13 protein-coding genes are annotated in these 14500 nt (G+C 69.1%); 1 reads left to right on the top strand and 12 read right to left on the bottom strand.

The features are described from left to right. Window positions 1-10: 10 nt before the first annotated feature. From ACFWFP_RS09440 to ACFWFP_RS09420, 5 genes are all read right to left on the bottom strand, one after another. Window positions 11-1054, bottom strand: a complete 1044-nt coding sequence (locus ACFWFP_RS09440; RefSeq protein ID WP_379294258.1) for an NAD-dependent epimerase/dehydratase family protein — start codon at window positions 1052-1054, stop codon at window positions 11-13. Continuing rightward, a complete protein-coding gene (locus ACFWFP_RS09435; protein ID WP_379294257.1) occupies window positions 1051-2709 on the bottom strand; it encodes a fatty acid CoA ligase family protein in 1659 nt (552 codons plus the stop codon). The genes ACFWFP_RS09440 and ACFWFP_RS09435 overlap by 4 nt, the downstream gene beginning before the upstream one ends. Further along, window positions 2706-3605, bottom strand: a complete 900-nt coding sequence (locus ACFWFP_RS09430) for a hypothetical protein (RefSeq protein WP_379294256.1) — start codon at window positions 3603-3605, stop codon at window positions 2706-2708. The genes ACFWFP_RS09435 and ACFWFP_RS09430 overlap by 4 nt, the downstream gene beginning before the upstream one ends. A 9-nt stretch (window positions 3606-3614) precedes the next feature. Then, window positions 3615-4664, bottom strand: coding sequence for a 3-oxoacyl-ACP synthase III family protein (locus ACFWFP_RS09425; RefSeq protein ID WP_379294255.1), 1050 nt, complete (start codon window positions 4662-4664; stop codon window positions 3615-3617). A gap of 380 nt (window positions 4665-5044) precedes the next feature. Further along, window positions 5045-6040 (bottom strand): MsnO8 family LLM class oxidoreductase, encoded by a 996-nt coding sequence (locus ACFWFP_RS09420; RefSeq protein WP_379294254.1) that lies wholly within the window; start codon window positions 6038-6040, stop codon window positions 5045-5047. Between the two features lie 158 nt (window positions 6041-6198). Here ACFWFP_RS09420 and ACFWFP_RS09415 point away from each other — a divergent pair, with 158 nt between their 5' ends. Then, a complete protein-coding gene (locus tag ACFWFP_RS09415; RefSeq protein ID WP_379294253.1) occupies window positions 6199-6597 on the top strand; it encodes a DUF779 domain-containing protein in 399 nt (132 codons plus the stop codon). A gap of 4 nt (window positions 6598-6601) precedes the next feature. On the opposite strand, the gene ACFWFP_RS09410 is transcribed toward ACFWFP_RS09415, so the two are convergent. The 7 genes from ACFWFP_RS09410 to ACFWFP_RS09380 form a co-directional block, all read right to left on the bottom strand. Further along, on the bottom strand, window positions 6602-7981 hold the full coding sequence (locus tag ACFWFP_RS09410; RefSeq protein ID WP_379294252.1) for a hypothetical protein: 1380 nt from the start codon (window positions 7979-7981) through the stop codon (window positions 6602-6604). Window positions 7982-7991: 10 nt separating this feature from the next. Continuing rightward, a complete protein-coding gene (locus ACFWFP_RS09405) occupies window positions 7992-8807 on the bottom strand; it encodes an ABC transporter permease (RefSeq protein WP_379294251.1) in 816 nt (271 codons plus the stop codon). 29 nt (window positions 8808-8836) lie between these two features. Then, window positions 8837-9790 (bottom strand): ATP-binding cassette domain-containing protein, encoded by a 954-nt coding sequence (locus ACFWFP_RS09400; protein WP_379294250.1) that lies wholly within the window; start codon window positions 9788-9790, stop codon window positions 8837-8839. Continuing rightward, the gene (locus ACFWFP_RS09395; protein ID WP_379294249.1) at window positions 9787-11043 is read right to left on the bottom strand and encodes a glycosyltransferase; all 1257 of its coding nucleotides are present in this window, start codon (window positions 11041-11043) and stop codon (window positions 9787-9789) included. The genes ACFWFP_RS09400 and ACFWFP_RS09395 overlap by 4 nt, the downstream gene beginning before the upstream one ends. A gap of 2 nt (window positions 11044-11045) precedes the next feature. Further along, window positions 11046-12464, bottom strand: coding sequence for a condensation domain-containing protein (locus tag ACFWFP_RS09390; protein WP_379294248.1), 1419 nt, complete (start codon window positions 12462-12464; stop codon window positions 11046-11048). Between the two features lie 254 nt (window positions 12465-12718). Beyond that, window positions 12719-13657: a hypothetical protein gene (locus tag ACFWFP_RS09385; RefSeq protein WP_379294247.1), complete on the bottom strand. Its 939-nt coding sequence runs from the start codon at window positions 13655-13657 to the stop codon at window positions 12719-12721. Between the two features lie 53 nt (window positions 13658-13710). Continuing rightward, window positions 13711-14385: a TVP38/TMEM64 family protein gene (locus ACFWFP_RS09380; protein WP_379294246.1), complete on the bottom strand. Its 675-nt coding sequence runs from the start codon at window positions 14383-14385 to the stop codon at window positions 13711-13713. Between the last annotated feature and the right edge of the window lie 115 nt (window positions 14386-14500).

Raw genomic sequence — 14500 nt, 5'->3', positions numbered from 1 at the left:
GCCTCCCGGCCTATCGAAGTTTCTCGGCGAGCACCTCGATGCCGCCCTGCTCGTCGAGCCACGCCAGGAATCCGGCCAGACCGGTGTCGCGATCCACCACGGGCACATAGCCGAGATCGCGGCGAGCCGCACCGGTGTCATAGGTGGCGGTCCGCGTCATCAGAGCGACGGCGTAGCGCGAGAGCGGAGGCGACCAGCGATTCGCCACCGCCGGTATCCGCCAAATCGTTTCGATGGTCGCGACGACCGCGGCGAGTACGCGCGGGTTCGGTCGGCGCGTCGGGGCCTGGTACCCCAGCCGGGTGGCGACCTCGCCGAGGAACCCCCAGACATCGGTCTTCTCGGCATCGGCGATGAAATACGCCGTGCCGCCCACCGTGTCCGAGCGCACCGCCAGCAGGCAGGCGTGCACGATATTGTCCACGTGGCACAGCGAGGCCTCGACGGTGCGACCGTAGGACAGATCGGGCAGCGAGCCCGCGGCCGTGCGATCGAGCAACCGAACGATCGGCCCGGAGCGGTCCCCGGCGCCCCAGATCGCTCGCGGCCGCAGCGCCACGGTCGTGAATTGCGGTGTGTCAGCGGCGAGTACGGCGCGTTCGGCCGCGGCCTTGGTTTCGGAGTAGTGATTGAGGTAGCGGCTCGGATACGGCAGCGACTCGTCGACGTCGACCTGATCGCCACCGTCGCGCTCCATCAGGGCGCTCGGGCTCGAGATGAAGACGAACCGGCGAGTGCCGCCGCGTCGCGCCGCGTCGAGGAGCAACTCGGTGGCGCGGACGTTCTCGGTCCAGAAGCGATCCCTGGTACCGCGTTCGTCGACCCGCGCGGCGCTGTGGATCACCGCGTCCATGCCGCTGGTGGCCCGGTGCAGCGACGCCGCGTCGGCGAGGTCGCCGTAGACCAGTGTGACCTGCTCCACGGCAGGGCCGAGATCGTCGAGAACGCTGGTGGGCCGCACCAGGATCGAGACATCGTGGGAACCCTGCGCGACGAGTGCCCGCACGATGGCGCCGCCGAGGAATCCGGACGCGCCGGTGACCAGGATCTTCATCGTCGCGAGTCCAGTTTCTTCGTGGCCCAGCGGGCGAGTTGTTCGCGGCCGATCTTGGCGTTGTGCCGGATATCGACAGGGAAGCGCGGATGTACGAGGAATTCGGCGATCGGGACGAGAGTGCCGAATTCGGTGGCGCGCGTCCGCAATCGGGTGAGTGCGGCCACCGCGTCCGCGCCGGGTTCGAGCTCCACGCACAGGACCGGTCGCTGGGCGCCGGGGGCGCCGACACCGACCAGCGCCGTGCGCGTCACTCCGGCGACCGCGTTGAAGACCTGTTCGATCTGCACGGTGAACATCGGGCCCCGCGACGTCGTGATCCGCTGACTCTTGCGCCCGCAGAACCAGATCCGGCCCTGCTCGTCGAGCCATCCCAGATCACCGGTGCGATGCCAGATCTGCTCGCCGTCGGCGATCTTGCCCGCGGTATTGGCCTGCGCGGGCCAGTAGTAGCGCGTACTCACATTCGGGCCGGCGACCACGATCTCGCCGATCTCTGCTGCGCCGAGTTCTTCGGTGTCGTCCCAGGTCGCGACCGGGTCATCGGTGATGGCGAGCAGCCGCACACGCACCCGATCGGTGGGCCTGCCGATGCAGGTGCCCTCGCCGTTCTTGGCGCGCTCGACCAGACCGGCGAGCAATTCCCGCGATTCGATCGTCGACATGGGCAGCGCCTCGGTGGAGCCGTATCCGGCATAGATCTCGACATCGGGGCGCAGGACCTCGCGCAATCCGGCGACGCACCAGTGCGGCACAGGCGCGCCACCGGAGAAGATACTGGCCAGCGACGGGAGGTCGACCGGATGCGCGCGCAACCGTTCCAGCAGTGGGATGAGGACCGCGGGCGAGGCGAACATCGTGCGCACGCCGAAACGCTGGATCGCGTCGACCACGTGTGCCGGATCGGTGGAGCCGACCTTGCTCGGAATCAGCGGTGGCAGGACACACCGGGACCCGAGCAGCAGGTCGAGGACGCCTACCAGCGGCAGCGTCACCAGGGAGGTGCCGGGTGGTGTGTGCCCGCGGGCGGCGTGCACCTGCTCCACCATCGCCGCGAGATTGCCGTGGGTCAGTTCGACGGCTTTGGCGGGACCGGTACTGCCCGTGGTGAATCCGATGATCAGCACCGCGTCCGGATCGGCGGGCACCCGCTCGGGCAGCGCGCCGGACGGGGTGCGGCTCCACGAATCCAGCGTCGGTCCACCCCAGAACCAGCGCCGCCCCACCGTGAGAGTGGTGCGCACGCGCCGGAAACTGCGTGGGAACAGCACCCGCAGGGCATGCGCCTGCGGGATCCCGATGAACGCCTCGGCTTCGACCGCGCGCAGGCAGTGCACCATCCGGCGCACGCCCATGCCGGGATCGATGACGACCGGAACGGCGCCGATCTTCAGCAACGCGAACAGAATCGCGTACAGCTGCGGGCTCGGCAGCACGAGCACGATGGTGCGGGTGCCGCTGCCCACCCCGGAATCGGTGAGATGTTCGGCGATGGCGTCGGACCAGCGGTCGAGATCGCGGTAGGAGATGTCGCGGTAGCCGGGCAACCCGTCGGCGGTGGTGCCGTCGGGATAGATGACGGCCTCGCGGTCGGGCTCCTCGCGGGCGAGCGCCCGGAACCGGTCGATCGTCGCCCAGTAGGTCGCCGTCGTCACGCGGCGGTCTCCGCGGGGAGCCGGTACAGCGTCGCGGCGGCGGACGGACCCGCCCCCGCGGCGACGAACAGCACATGGGTGTAGCCGGTGAGGGTGCCCTCGGCGCTCGCGCGGGCATAGGCCAACGGCAGCGCGGCGGTGTGCGGGTCGCCGTCGGACAGGTCGGGCACCCGCACCGCGTCCTGGTCGATACCGAGGGCGTCGGCGAGCCGCCCGGGAAAGTGCGGGCTCGGCGTGGACGCGATCAACGCCACGAAGGCGCCGTCGAAGTCGGCGAGCGCGGAGTGTGCGACGTCGGTGGCCACCGCGAGGATTCGGTCCTCGAAGTCGGGTTCGCGTTCGACCGTCATCAGCGTTCGTCCGACAGTGCCCATGGCCGCCGTGTCGACGTAAGCCTGGCCGGCTGGAGTGCCGGGTGTGGTCGCGGTGTACACCGGGCCGAAGCCCTCGGGGTCGTCGACCTGCTCGAGCAGCAGGGCGGCACCCGAGGTGGCATAGGGGAATTCGGCGTCGGCGCTCGACCGGGCCATCGACGGGTGAGTGTCGCCCGCGACGATCAGGACGTGCTCGGTACTACCCGTCGTCAAGACCGAGCCCGCCACCTGGACGGCATTGACGACGCCGACCGCGCCGTTCATCAGATCGAAGGAGAAAGTCCGCGGATCGGTCTTGGTGTAGTCGAGCCCGATACCCGCCGCCTTCTGGATCAGCGCGGCCACCGCCGGTTCCACGGTGTTCGAGTCGCGGAAGACGCCGGTATTGATCAGCACCCCGACCTGGTCGGGACGGACACCGGCCCGTTCCAGGCATTGCGCGGCGGCGCGCCCGCTGTGCGTGACGACGCTGTGGGTATCGGTCGACCTGCTCGTGCCCGTGGCTCGGATGCGAATGCCCATGTGTTGACCTCAGACCTTCAGGGAAGAGATGGTGGCGGACAGGAAGCCGGCGACCACACCGGACGCGGCAGGCACCATGAGCAGTTTCGATCCCGCCGCGATGTTGTCGTCGGCGAGCTGATCGTGCAGAACGATGAAATGTGACGTGGTCGAGGTGTTTCCGTACTTCTCGATCACATTGAGGTCCGGCGGCATCTCGGCGCCGAACTCGCGCGCGGCGACCGCGTTGATGTAGGGCACCGCGGCAGCGCCGAACTGGTGATGGATGATGTAGTCGAACTGCTCGCCGGCGAAGTCGCGGCCCTGCTGTTCGAGGAAGCTGCCCTGGGCGTCGGGCCAGAGCAGGAACCGCGCTTCGTTGTGCATCTTGCGGTTGTCGGTGTAGAGCGCTACGCCCGACGACTTGTCGCTGGGCATACCGAGGCACAGGTGTGAATGCTCTGCGGCGGTGAGCAATTCGACGTAGTGGATCTTGTCGGCGTCGTCGACCGCGCGGTCGAGCACGACCGCGCACCCGGAGTCGCCGACCGACAGCGAGGCGAACTGCAGATCGTATTTCTCGGTGATCTCGTCCACCGCGGTCTCGGCGATGGGGGTGATCGCCTCGCCGCTGACCACCATGCCGTTGCGCACCACGCCCGAGCGGATCATCCGGTCGAGAATGTAGGTGCCGGTGAGCATTCCGGCACACGCGTTGGAGACGTCGAAGGTGATGGCCCGCTCGGCGCCGAGAGTCTTGGCGATCGTCGACGCGAACGAGGGCTCCATGTACATCCGGGTGCCGTCGTTGCTGCGGGTGATCGAACACGAGATGATCACGTCCAGCTCGCCCGGTGCGTAGCTCGACCGTGACAGGCAGTCCCGCGCGGCGTTGACGGCCAGGGTGAACGAGTCCTCGGTCGACTCCGGGCGGGTGTCGCGCACACGGCGTTCTTTCACGCCGGTGATGCGCTCCAGATCGAACGACGGTGGCGTTTTCAACCGGGAGATCAATTCGGTGGTGGACAAGATGTTCGACGGAAGATATGCCCCGATGGATTCGAAACGCGATTGTGACACGTGAGCTCCCGGATGCGGTCGAAGAATGGTTTACCGGACGAATCTCGAGCGCCGGTGGAATCGAACCCTACCGGTCGCCGGTCGGCATCGGGTGCAGTGATGCAGCGCACTGTTCGGCGCGAGTTCGTTTGTGCGACACGGTGTTACGGAAACTTCGGCAATCCGCTCGAACCCCCAGATCACCTGTACCAGGGCGTTTGTGTGGTCAAGGGCAATGGCATGGCTATCGGCAGGATCTGCCTCGCCGCAGTGGTGCGGCCCTGCAGAGCGGTGCTCGCACAGTGAGTCACTTCACGATTGTTTACACCGTCGAATAAATTGCGAGGCAGACGGGTTTGTTTTTGGAGCACAAGTGGTCTCGCGAATCTTGTCGGAGAGAACTAGGCCGCCAGGGTGACGACGCGGGCGAGCCGCCGATGCGAATCCAGCCGCGCCGCTCGATCGAAAGTGCTGGTGTGCACGAGGATTTCATCGGCGTCGGTGCGGCTCACCAGCTTCTCCAGCGCTTCGGCGACCTGATCCTCGGTACCGTGGATCTGCTGGCCGAGCGCCTGTTCGAAGAGGTGGCGTTGACGGTCGGTCATCGTCGCCGGGTCGATCTCCTCGGGTGGGATCAGCGCGGGAAACTCGCCGTGCGTGCGTGAGTAGGCGCTCGCCCAGGCCTCGGGGAGCAGGAGCCGGTGTGCCTGCTGGGCCGAGTCGGCGATCATCACCGTCGCGGAGACGACGACATACGGTCGCCGGACTCGAGCCGAGGGCTGGAACTGGGTGCGGTACCGCTCGATCGCGTCCACCATCGCCTGTGTGCCCGCGATCGGGGCGATCACCAGGGGCAGCCCGAATCGCGCGGCGCGCTCGGCCCCGGAACCGGTGGCGAGCAGGAACGCCGGGACATCCACGCCTTCGGCGGAGCCTGCGTGCACACCCTGCCTGCCCGTCGCGAAGTAGTCGAGGACCTCGGTGAGGCGCGCGTCGACATCGTCGGCGTCGTCGAGGTCGTGGCCGAGCGCGCGGCGGACGCCGTCGGTGAATCCGGCCGAACGGCCGAGGCCCATGTCGATCCGTCCGGGGAACAGCGATCCGAGCACGCCGAACTGCTCGGCGACGACGAGTGGTTGATGATTGGGCAGCATCACTCCACCGGTGCCGACGCGGATGCGCGAGGTGGCCGCCGCGACCGCCGCCGCCAGCACGGTCGGCGCGGTTCCGGCGACGCCGGGAACGCTGTGATGCTCGGCGACCCAGAACCGGTGGTAGCCCCACCGCTCGGCCAGTACCGCGAACGCGACCGTCTCACGCAGGGCGTCGGCGTGGTCCTGCCCGCGCCGCACGCGTGAGCGGTCCAGGATCGAGAAGCGAACCGATTCGAGTGCCATATCAGTAGTCAACGTCGCGGACGCGAGGCGATTCCGTGGCCGTGACACGCGCGGGTGATCTTCGCAGGTTTGGACCGGTACCAACCCTGGACCAACCTTTCGCAACGATAGTGTGCCCCGAGCACGATCACCGGCGAGAAAACTGCGAGGAGCGCACGATGGTTCGACATCCCAACGGCCGCAAGGTAGATCATCGTCACCGCGCGGTCGAGGCCAGCGATGACGCGCTGCGGGTGCTGCGGCTGCTGCTCGAGATGCACGGCCCGGTGGTGCTGTACCTCGCGCCCGACACCGACGGGTACACGCCGGTCTGTGTGCGGCTGCGCGACTTCCGGCCCGGCCCCGGCGATGTTCTCGCCGGGCAGACGGCGTGGCACACCCAGTTGTGGATGGCGGACCGGTTCCACGTCGGGTTCGACGACCTCGACGTCAGCATCGAGGTGCGCAACCGGCCGCAGCCGGGCTCCGCCTCGCTCGAGGCGGCGTGCGGGTTCCGGTTCGCGCTGCGGATCGACACGGTCGAAGCGCCCGCCGACTTCGTCGAGGAAGCTTCCTAGTCCGTCACCAGAACCGCGGCGTGAGCCCCCAGTCCGCGAACTCGGCGGCCAGCAACTCGCGCAGTGCCGCGCGGGTGGGGAAACGATCGGGGTCGCCGCCGGTGACCACGAGGGTCACGGTGTCGTCATCGCAGGAGAACGCGAGATTGACACCGACCTCTACCTGGCGGAACAACTCGACCGGACCGGGATTGACCACCGGGCGCATGATGACATCGCGCGCGCGGTGTGATCCGAGGACCGCGATGTTCTGCGCGGTGCGACCCATGTTGGTGCACAGGCACTCCGGTGCCTTGGCGGTGCGGGCGAACTTGTGCAGCACCACCTTCGGCAACAACATCTGCACCGGTTGCAGGTGCTGGATGGGTGGGATGGTCGCCGGATCGAGATAGGCCAGGCCCGCCGCCTTGAGCGCGGCGCGGACCGCGGGCAGATCGGCGCGTTCGCCCGCCCGGTAGCCGACGCTGATCGGCAGCCCGGTGGTGGCGTTGGCGCGGGGGTCGTCGGCCTCGCGCATCGAATGCGGAATGTCGACGCGCACCTCGGCGCCGTCGGCCACGCGGCCACTGCGACCGAGCAGCCCGACCGCGACACCGATCAGCAGGCCGTTGGTGGTGCCGCCGTGCGCGGCGGCCACGGCGTCCCATTGGGCGAGGTCGAGCTGAACGATGGCCTCGGCGGCCTGCCAGGTGTCGGCATGGGGCAGCCGTGGCGCCGCCGGGCGCGGATTGCGGGCCGGTTCGCTGACACCGCGTGACCGGCGTGCCGCGCGAACCCCACGGGCGACGGCACCGAGTTGCTTACGCGCATCGGCGAGGTCGGCGGCGAAGCGGCCCGTGCCCGCCACCGGACCGACGAGCCTGCCCGCACCGGCGAGGCGGTCGGGTGTCTCCCCGCGGTTGAGCCGGTCCAGGGAATCGACGATCGCGTGCATCATGGCGCCGCCGTCGCACGCCACGTGCGAGGCGACCAACGTGACCACGGTGCCACCGGATTCGAGCGGCGCGCCCGCGAGCTGCCAGACGAGCCCGCGCTCGGGGTCGAACTCCACGGCGGCCTGCTCGAGGAACCAGTCGAGCACCCGGTCCGCCGGAATCGGGGTGTCCGACCAGCGCAGCGGCAGCGATTCGGTGGCGGGCTCCCAGTGTGCGCGGGCGATCGGGAAACGCGTGGTGCGGACCCGCCGCGCGATGAACCCGGTCGCCAGATGCGCGTGCCAGTCGGCGAGCAGGTCCCGGCCCAGCGCGGTGTCGAAGCGGTACGCCAGCTGGTTGACCAGGGCGTTCGGGTAGAGGCTGTGCAGTTTGAAGAACAGGTCGTCGTCGGCGGTGATCCGGTTGAGCTCGGTGGACACCGCGGGGGCGGCGGGGGCGATGACGGTCATCGAAAGGCTCCTAGCGGGAACGGAGAGTGCGTACGGTCAGCGGCGCGAAAACAGCGACCACGACCACCGAGGCGACCAGCGACCACCAGGCATCGGCGCCGACGGTGCCCTCCGCGGCGAGGGTGCGTACGGCGGAGACCAGGTAGGACACCGGATTCAGGTCCGAGACGTGCTGCATCCAGGTCGGCATGGATTCCTCGGGGACCAGGGCATTGGAGGCGAAGCCCAGGAAGGTGAGCACCAGCATGGACATGCCCTGCACGGCGGCGGGGCGGGCGATGGTGGCGCCGATGAACGCGAACAACCAACTGATGGCGGTGGTGGCGAACACGACCAGCACCGCGCCCGCCAGGAAGCCGGTGGTGTGCGTGGGTTGGTAGCCCATGCAGAAGCCGACGATCACCACGGTGGTCGCGGCGATCAGATAGCGCACGGTCCCGGCCAGCAATGCCCCGGCAACCGGCGCGGATCGGGCGATCGGCATGGCGACGAAGCGGTCGAAGACACCCGAGTGGATGTCCTCGGACAATTGCACGCCGGTGGCGACCGAGGAGGTGAGCACGATCTGGACCAGCACGCCGGGGATCATGATCGGCAGATACGCCGCCATGCTGCCCGCGATGGCGGTGCCGAAGATGCTGCCGAACAGCACAGGACCGACGATCGGCAGCAGGATGGCGTCGTAGAGCAGTTGCGGACTGTGCCGGAAAGTGAGCAGCCCGCGCCATGCCATCATCAGCGAATGACGCAGGGCGGCAAGCGGACCCACACGGGTCACGCGTGGCGCGCGCACCACCTGGAGCGGCTTCTCGACCGTACGGGTCATCGTGGTCCTCGAACTTTCGCGCAGGGTGCTCATGCCGCGTCCACGGTGCGTGCGCGTCCGGTCAGCGACAGGAACACCTCGTTGAGATCGGGCCGGTCCACCGCGAAACCGCGCAGGGTGATGCCCTCGGCGCGGCAGGCGGCGACGATATCGGCGCCGCGCGTGACATCGTGCAGTGCGACGGTCAACGTCCCTGTCGACGACCCTTCCGGCACGTCGCCGGTGATCTCCTGGATCAGCGCCTCGGCCCGGCGCAGGTCGGCGGTGTCGGGGATGTCCAGGCGCAGCACCTGCTCACCGATGGAGGACTTGAGTTCGGCGGGAGTGCCGTCGGCGACGAGCGTGCCACGATCGATGACCGCGATCCGGTCGGCGAGCGCGTCGGCCTCCTCCAGGTACTGGGTGGTGAGCAGCACGGTGGCGCCGCGGGCGACCAGTCCGCGCACGATGCCCCACATGCGGTCGCGGGTGTGCGGGTCGAGGCCGGTGGTCGGCTCGTCGAGGAAGATCAGCGGGGGCACCGTGATCAGCGTCGCGGCCAGGTCGAGCCGCCGTCGCATGCCGCCGGAGAACGCGCTGACGCTGCGGCGCGCGACGGCCGACAGCTCGAACTCCTCGAGCAGCTCCTCGGCCCGGCTTGCGGCAGCGCGCCGCGACAGGCCCAACAGCCGCCCGAACAATCGCAAATTCTCACCGGCGGTGAGGGTTTCGTCGACGGAGGCGTATTGGCCGGTGAGCCCGATCATCGAGCGCACCGCGGTCGCCTCGCGCACCACGTCGTAGCCGAACACCGCGGCGCTGCCCCGGTCGGGTCGCAGCAACGTGGCGAGCATGCGGACGGTGGTGGTCTTGCCCGCGCCGTTGGGGCCGAGCATCGCGAACACCGATCCGGCCGCGATACTCAGGTCGACGCTGCCGACGGCGGTGAAGTCGCCGTAGGACTTACCGAGACCGCTGGTGCGGACGGCGATATCGGTGCTCACTGCGGCCTCCCGGCGTGGCTGGAAACAGGACTCGGGAATGTCAGGGGGACAAGGGATTCCACCTCGTCGGCGGCGCGTGCCACCCCCGTGCTCGCGAACCGGCTCGCGTACGCGGCGGCGCGCGCGATCACCTCCGGGTCGGCGACGCGGTCGAGCAGGGTGGTGAGCTCGGCCTCGGTGAGCTCGGCGGCGCGCACTGTGCCCGCCATCTCGAGCCGTTCCAGGGCCCGGCCCCAGTACGGTTGATCGGCTTGGATCGCGCAGATCACCTGCGGGACACCGGCTCTGAGCGCGGCAGCGGTGGTGCCCGCGCCGCCGTGGTGCACCGCGGCGATACAGCGCGGGAACACCGACGCATGATCGACCTGCTCGACGACCGCCATCTCGGGCGACAGGACAGGCTCGATGCCCGCCCACCCCGCAGCCAGCAGCAGCCTGCGACCACGACGGGCGCAGACCGCGCGCAACATTGCCACCAGCGTGGCCGGATCGTCGACCGCCATCGAGCCGAAGCCGACATAGATCGGCGCCGAACCGGCGTCGAGCCACGCGGTCAGCGCGGGATCGGTGGCCGCGCCGAGGAATCCGCCGGCATCGACGGCGAAACCGGTCACCGGATGTCGATCCGGCAGCTCGGCGGCCAACCCGGGAAACAGGTCGACGTCGTAAGCCTGGATCGACACCCGATCGGGGAGGGGATGTTCGACGATCCCGAACTCCGAGAGCGGCTGTTCCAGCGCGGCGTCTCGTGCCCAGCGCAGCGCCGACCAGATCCGCCGGTTGAGCGCCTTAGGAATCCGGGCCCCCCACGCGGTGGGGACCACCGGCACCGACCGATTCGGATGGATCGGAAAGAAGTGCACCGCGGCCAGCGGCAACCCGACGCGCCGCGCGGCCTTCTCGGCCGCCTCCTCGCCCGCCATCCCGGTCACGAGCACATCGTGACCGGGTGCGAGAACCAGCAGATCACGCACCGCCTCGACGACGCCGCGCCGTTGCAGATCCAGCACCGCGCGCACCCGCTGACGCGGATTCGGACTGCGAAAGCGGTGATCGTCGTGCTGGGTGCGCAGCAGTTCGGCGCTGTCGCGGCCGAAGCCGACGGCGGCGACGCCGTGCGCGGTGGCGAATTCGACGAGATTGGGCGACAGTGCGAGCGTCACCGAGTGCCCGCGAGCCAGCAGCTCGCGAGCCAGCAGGATGCCGGGCTGGGCGTCGCCCCGGCTCCCGGTGAAGGCCAGCAGTGCGCGCATTCTCAGCCCGCGCTCAGTGCCGCCGCGGCATCGGTGACCGGTGCGGGCGCGGCTGCCACCATGGTCACCGCGTACATGGCCCTGGCGAATTCGGCGAGGAAGCGTTCCATGACCTCGCCGGGCAGGCCCGCGGGGTGACGGGTGGAGACATAGAGCCCGTCGGGGCCGCGCACCACCCAGAAGTACACCTCGTCGGTGGAGTACGAGACCGCTCGCAGGGTTCGTCCGCGCAGGTCGGCGACCAGTTCGTAGTCCGGAAGCATACGGATGTCGAGGAAGGACGCACCGTAGGTCGGGCCCTCCACCGCGCCGACCATCGCCAGGGAGCGGCCCCAGGACACGTCGTTGCAGAGGTGGGCGCGCTTGAGCGAGGCGCGGGTGGCCTCCAGCGCGACGGTCATATCCGCGCCGGAGGGCAGTGTCACGTCGACCGGGACGACATTGACGAACCAGCCCATCGACTCGAGCCAGGTGAGGTCGGGCCTGGTCGCGATCGGCATCACCGTGCGGAAACGGTCGTCGCCGAAGGTCTCCCGGGAGGCCATCGCCAGGGCGGCGAACACCGCCACCGACAGCCGGTGCTTGAGCCGATCGAGCGCCGCCTCGACTTCCTCGAGCTGCTCGATGCCGAGCAGCGTGCGCGAGACGCTGGGCTGGGCGTGTTCCCCGTCGAGGGCGGCGACCTGGTCCGCGGCGAAGCGGGGCATGGGAGAGCCCGGCGTACCGAGGAATTCGCGCCACACCGCGACGGCGGGGGAGCCGGGATCGAGCTCCTCGGCGGCCGCGCGCTCGATGACGGCGTAGTCGGCCGGGCTGCCGAAGGTGGCCGAGTCGCGGATCTCGCCGCCGGTGGTGACCGCGGTGTAGAGGGTGCGCAGCTCGAGAATGAGCACAGCCTGGGAGTAGGCGTCGAGCACCGAGTGGTCGGCGCCGACCAGGACGGTGAAGTCGTCGGTGTCGTGGGCCACCGTGGCCACCAGCAGGTGCGGCCATACGAGTGCTGACAGGCGCAATTCCAGTGCGTCGCAGAGGTATTCGTTGATCTCGTCGCCGTCGGACAGATCGGCGACCGGGGCGCCGGTGACCCGGACGGTGCCGGGGTCGGTGGTCACGCGGTGGTATCCGCCGTCGCCGGTGGGAGCGACGGTGGTGCGGAAGCCCTCGTGGCGGTCGTGCCACAGCCGCAGGGTTGTGGCCCAGGCTTCGGCGTCGAGCGGGGCGTCCATCTCGAAGATGGTGCCGATCCAGCGGCCGCGGCCGGGGCGGGCGTCCTCGGGGTCGAGGAACCCGAGGTACTGCTCGTGGACGCTGGCGAGGGGGCGCTCGTCGTCGCGCCAGGCGTCGGGGGAGGTGAGTTCGGGGGTCCAGATCACCAGGTCGCCGGAGCGGATCCGGAATTCGGAGAGATGGGTGTATTCCATGGCGGGTCACCTCATGGGAGTGCAAGCCGAGAACGGCGCGACGGGGATTCGGTGATCGCGGGCGCGTCACCGGACGTTGCTCTGGATCCCGCACCGGATGTAGCTGGCGAACCCTGGGCTATTCCGAGTCTATAACTCTTAGAGTTTTCTGAAATATTACTTCTTCACAACTGGTCAGTGTGAAGAAGCTCACTTTCAAATTTGTTCCGAATCACAACCTAAACCAGGTGGCACTGGAGTAGTGGGGTTTCAGTTCAGATCACCGAACTGAACTCGGTCAGGACCGTGCCGTGCCGGACCACCCCCGACAGACCTGGCAATTCGGCCGGTGGAGACCACGTGCGGAAGCCGTCGTAGCTGTCGCTGAAGTAGTAGCGGCCCTCGGTATAGGCGTCCAGGTAGATGCGGTGCCCGCCGTCGGGCAGGCGGACGACCGACTGACCCTCCCGCGGCCCACCCCAACCGGCCCAGTCGCCCGTCGCGACGAAGCTGTACGGCCCGATCGGCCGATCGGCGACGGCGAGTTCGATCAGCTTGGAGTCCTCGTTCTTCGCGAACGCGAACAGGCGCCCGTCCAGGCGGACCAAGGTGGTGTCGATATGGCCGAGTGAGCCGGGCCCGGCGGGACCGAGCCCGAGCATCGGCACCGGCGGCGCCCAGCTGGTGAGTCCGGCATCGAGCGGGATGAGCAGGTGCGGGGTGAAGCCGTGCCCCCAGGTGAGCGACACGATGATGCCGACCCGCCCCGCCGCGTCGGCGTACCACTCCGGCGCCCACGCGCCTTCGAGCCTGCCCGCCACCAGCATCGGCACGTTGGCGAGGAACGTCCAGGTGATCCGGTCGCGGCTGCGGGCCACGCCGATCGCGGTCGCGTCGCCGGCGATCGTGTAGGTGAGGTAGTAGTGGCCGTCGGTGTGCAGCAGCACGCTCGGATCGCGGACCAGGCCGGCCGGCGGCGTGTACGCGTGCTCGCTGACCGGGGTGAAATCGGTGCCGTCCGCGGACTCGTAGACCGCGAGGGTGGTATCGCTGTCGGCGCGGAAGGCGGTCATCGTGTACCGGACCGGGGTGCGGTGGGGGTCGATGCCCACCCCTGGGCCGAGCGCGGATTGTGCGCGGGCCGTGCCCGCTGCCAGCAGGGGGAGCGCCGCCAGCAGTGCGAGTGCGGATCTGCGTCCCACCGTGATCGCCATGGCCTGGGATTATCCGCGCGGATCGGGACGGCTCGGCGTAGGCGCGCCGTCGGTCAGGAGGTGGCGGGCTCCGGCTCCGGCGCTGCCGCGTCGACCGGTAGCCGCAGGTCCACGATCAGCCCGATCAGCCCGATCGACAAACAGACGGCCGAGACGGTGATCGTGAGCGGGTGGCTGTCGCCCGCCAGGGAACCGGCCAGCACCACTGTCGCGATGGTACCGGGGGCCGAACCGGCCACTGTCGCAACCAGATACGGGCAGACCCGGACCGACGACAGCCCGCAACAATAGTTGACGATCGAGAAGGGAGCCATGGGGATCAACCGCAGCGCGGCCACGGCGAGCCAACCGCGCCGGGCCAGCCGATCATCGATCGCCCGCACCGCCGGGTGGGTGAGGTGCTGGGCGACCCGGTCGCGGCCCAGCGTGCGTACCCCGAGCAGCGCCACGGTCGCGCTCACCGCCGTGGCGGCCATGGCGATGACCGAACCGAGGATCGGACCGAACAACACACCGCTGGTCACAGTGAGCACGGTGCGCGGAACGGGGGCGACGGCGACCACGGCGTAGAAGAGGAAGAACAGCAGCGGCAACAGCGGTCCGGCGTCGCCGGCCCAGTCACGGATCTGCTGCGGGCCCGGCAGCGGAACCATCATCGCCACCAGGAACAGCGCGGCGAGCCCGGCCACGGCGATGAGCAGGCGCGGGGAGCGGATCAGTCGGGACACCCGGGTCAGCGTACCGGCCGGTAGGGGATGGCCCGGGTGGGTGGACACCCTGTCACAGATAGCATCATCAGGGAACCGGATACATCCTGGTTCGCTGTGGGCCCGTTTGTGGGAT

The organism is Nocardia sp. NPDC060249 (genome assembly GCF_042728755.1).
GTDB lineage: Bacteria > Actinomycetota > Actinomycetes > Mycobacteriales > Mycobacteriaceae > Nocardia.
Note: the sequence above shows the minus strand (reverse complement) of the source record. Positions and strands in the feature narration are given on the sequence as shown.